Source organism: Myxococcus sp. AB056, from assembly GCF_006547365.1.
Lineage (GTDB): Bacteria > Myxococcota > Myxococcia > Myxococcales > Myxococcaceae > Myxococcus > Myxococcus virescens.
This window is the reverse complement of sequence record NZ_VHLB01000188.1, coordinates 1-3,257: the sequence shown is the minus strand read 5'-3', so window position 1 is coordinate 3,257 and position 3,257 is coordinate 1. Positions and strand designations below refer to the sequence as shown.

Here is a 3,257-nt window from a genome sequence, read left to right as displayed (position 1 = left end):
GGGCGGGGGCGGAAGGGGTCAGATGCCGAAGCGGAAGACGAACTCGGTCTCGGCCTGCCGGCCTCCGGGTTCGTCACACATGACGACCACGCGGTAGTAGCTGCCGCCGGCCGTGCCTTCTCGAAGGGTGTTGGCCGCGTCGCTCACCTGGTCCTTGCCGCTGCTGAACGAGGACGAGGCGAGCACCGCCGCGGTGGGCGCCGACGCGGTGTCACCCAGGTGGGCGGTGCGCATGACGCTGCTGTCGGCGATGACCTGGTCGTCTTGCAGCACCTGCTCCAGGCTGATGCTGGTGACGGGCACGGCGCCGGTGCCGAAGACCTTCAGCCGCGACAGCAGGTAGCGTCGCGCCGTCTCCGCGCAGGCCTCCACGCGGTCGCTGCGCGTCTTGGCCACGGCGGCGGACTGGTTGCGGCCGGTGAAGGTGATGGCGCCCGCGACGAGCAGCAGCAGCACCGTCAGGGCAATCAGGGTGATGGCCAGGGCGCTGCCCCGGCGTGAGGCGAAGTGGGTCATGATGGCTAGCCTCCCCAGACGTTCTTGAGGTCACCGGCGACGCCTTCGGCGCGCAGCTCGGGGATGAAGAAGGCGCGGGACGTCATGTTGGGAATGCGGACGGACGTCTCCACGGTGGTGCGGAAGAACATGTCCTCGGGATTCACGGGGTCCGCGTTGAAGAGCCTGCGGGCCTGGTTCTTCGAGCCGGAGGGCAGCGGGCGCACCGAGCGCACCGTGAGGCCCACGCCCACCGAACGGATGTTGGCCGGGTTCATGTTGTAGCGGAGGGGCGCGTCGTACGGCGTGCTGTACGTGGGCGCGGGAACCTGGTCGTCGTTCTTGGGCAGCACGACGGCGTCCTCGTCACCCAGCACCCAGGCCATGCCGCTGCCCACGGCGCCGTCGGGGGCGGCCAGGCCGGCGCAGCACGCGGAGTTCGCGGGCGGCCGGTTCATCTGGTAGCTGACCTGGAAGGACTCCACGTCCACGGCGATGGGGTCGAAGTCGGCGTTGGCCGCCCAGCCGTGCCTCACGACCAGGTACGGGCGCCCACCGAACGCCTCCACGCGCAGCCGCTTCTCATGCACCAGCATGACGAAGGGCATGCGGCCGGTGTCCGACATGCAGGACTTGGGCACATCGCCCGGGAGGCCCGCGGCGAGCGCGGTGTTCAGCATGGCGCTGGTGCCATCCGCGGCAACGTCCGCCGTCAGCCGCCCGAGGAAGTAGTCCTGACCGCCTGGGCAGGCGATGAGCATGGCCTGCCCCTGGCGCAGCGGCTGGCCGAAGGTCGCGGCGGGCTCCAGCTCCAACTGGAAGGGCCCCGCCCCGGTGCCGTCGAGCTGGCCGCGGCGCAGGAACATCGGGTCGCGGTAGCGGAAGGCCAGGTCGTCGGTGACGAAGTGGCCCCAGTTCTCCACTTCCTGCGTGTAGTTGTCCTTGCGGGCCTCCGGCAGGCCCACCGTGTCGAAGTCGAAGGCGATGGCGGGGTCCAGCCCGTAGCCCGCGTAGCGCAGCGTGCGGTTGAGGAAGTCGGTGCCTACGCGGCTGCCTTCGACGGCCGTCTTGGAGACGGTGTTGTTCTGGAAGATGTTGTTGACGGCGATGATGGTCCCCGCCACCGCCAGCAGCACCACCGAGGAGACGGTGATGCCGACCAGCAACTCGATGAGCGTGAAGCCGCGGCGCGCGTGCATCCTGGGGTTGTTCACAGCTCCACCCCCGCGCCGTTCTCCGCCGGGTTGTAGAGCGCGACGAACTGCTTGACGTAGCGGCGCTGGCCGGCGCTGCGGAAGGACACCACCACCGCGACCGAGTCGATGGCTTGCGCCGGCGTCCAGACGAGGACGCGGCGGTAGTGCTCGCTCTCCTCCGGCGAGTAGCCGGGCACCACGCGGAGCAGCGCGTCTCCGGCCCCGGCCTCGAAGGCGTCCAGGTCCACGACGCAGGCGTCGGGCAGGGTGGAGAGGCCGCCGGCCAGCTCGAGCGTCTCCGCGGCGCCGGCGCAGCGCGCGCTGGACAGCGGCCCGGTGTCCGCGAAGAGGCGGGCGCGCCCCTGGAGCTGGAGGCCGGAGCGCACCTGCGAGGCGATGGCGCTGGCCTGCGACAGGCGGTTGGCGGCAGCGTTCTGATGGCTGGCGAAGATGAGCCCGCCGAAGACGCCGCTGATGCCCATGGCGAGAATGGCGGCGGCCGCCATGCCTTCGATGAGCGTGGCGCCGCGCATGTGGGCGCGGCGGGATGCGGGATTCAGGCGCCTCATCGGTTGACCCTCATGTCGACGAAGCCAACGGGCGCGGAGACGGCGAAGAGGTATTCGCGCTGCCCGTCGGTGGAGAGAAGCGCCAGTGACGCGGCCCGATTCACGGTGCCGTTGCCGGCGGGGATGACGGCCTGGCCCGCGCCGTCCACGAAGCGCGCGGAGCCGTCACCGCGGAAGACGATGGCGCCCCGCCGCGGCGCGCCGCTGCAGAAGCTGCAGTCCGTGGCGGCCAGTCCCTCGAAGATGCCGGTCCACTCCAGGTTGCCGCTGGCGCCGAAGCGCACGGTGCGCTGCGAGTAGCGGTCCAGGTACATGGAGTCCATCAACCGGCCCTGGTCCGCGGAAGGCTGGATGGCCAGCGGGGGCGAGAAGGTGCCGAAGCTCAGCTGTCCGCCGGCGCCCGCGGCGTCTCCGAAGTTGCGCAGGCGGTCCTCCAGCAGGAACCAGGCGCCATTGCCCGCGCCGGCCTGACCCTCCGGATTGATGTCCGGGTAGATGATGAGCCACACGTCGGCCTGACGGTCCACGGCGCGGGCCCGGGCCTCGGCGAGCGCGCCGGACAGGTCGGCGGCCGCGTTCTGCGGTCCCGCCCGCGCGCTGAGCTGCGCGTAGCCCGCGTAGGCCAGCGCGGCCAGCACCGCGATGATGGCGAGGACGATGCTGACCTCCAGCAGCGTCATTCCGCGTGCGTCGCGCCGGCTCACTTGGCGACCTCCACGCGCACGCTCAGGGGCAGCCTGCTGCCCTGGCGCCACACGAGCACCTCGGATACGCCCAGGCTCAGCCCCTGGACCATGATTTGATTCGGCTCACCGAGCGACGCCTCGACCACCGCGGAGGACTGGACCCTCACGCGCTCGGCGTTCTCCACGATGAACTGCGTCTGATGAAGGGGCTTCACCTGCACCACCAGGCCGGACGGCTGCGCGTTCTTCGCCTCGACGGCGTAGTCCGGCTCGGGCGCGGCGGCGGAGAGTGACACCGTCCCGCCCGTCTC

Annotated in this window: 5 protein-coding genes; all 5 read right to left on the bottom strand. The window is 71.0% G+C overall.

Annotated elements, in window-relative coordinates; all coding sequences use genetic code 11:
- Positions 1 to 18: 18 nt before the first annotated feature.
- Entirely contained in the window at positions 19 to 516 is a 498-nt protein-coding gene (locus FMP39_RS36995) for a hypothetical protein (protein ID WP_141594661.1), read from the bottom strand.
- A gap of 5 nt (positions 517 to 521) precedes the next feature.
- Entirely contained in the window at positions 522 to 1,694 is a 1,173-nt protein-coding gene (locus FMP39_RS36990; protein WP_228558653.1) for a PilW family protein, read from the bottom strand.
- Positions 1,695 to 1,705: 11 nt separating this feature from the next.
- The gene (locus FMP39_RS36985) at positions 1,706 to 2,260 is read right to left on the bottom strand and encodes a prepilin cleavage protein (RefSeq protein WP_141594657.1); all 555 of its coding nucleotides are present in this window, start codon (positions 2,258 to 2,260) and stop codon (positions 1,706 to 1,708) included.
- Positions 2,257 to 2,964 carry a prepilin-type N-terminal cleavage/methylation domain-containing protein gene (locus FMP39_RS36980; protein WP_141594655.1) on the bottom strand — a complete coding sequence of 236 codons (708 nt, stop codon included), beginning with the start codon at positions 2,962 to 2,964 and terminating at the stop codon, positions 2,257 to 2,259. Before FMP39_RS36980 ends, FMP39_RS36985 begins: the two co-directional genes overlap by 4 nt.
- On the bottom strand, positions 2,961 to 3,257 hold a 297-nt coding region (locus FMP39_RS36975; protein WP_141594653.1), incomplete at its 5' end, for a pilus assembly protein N-terminal domain-containing protein. The genes FMP39_RS36975 and FMP39_RS36980, both read right to left, overlap by 4 nt.

Excerpts from the sequence above, each read along its gene's own strand:
- FMP39_RS36995 (WP_141594661.1), bottom strand. The coding sequence starts at position 516 with ATGACCCACTTCGCCTCACGCCGGGGCAGCGCCCTGGCCATCACCCTG.
- FMP39_RS36990 (WP_228558653.1), bottom strand. The coding sequence starts at position 1,694 with ATGCACGCGCGCCGCGGCTTCACGCTCATCGAGTTGCTGGTCGGCATC.
- FMP39_RS36985 (WP_141594657.1), bottom strand. The coding sequence starts at position 2,260 with ATGAGGCGCCTGAATCCCGCATCCCGCCGCGCCCACATGCGCGGCGCC.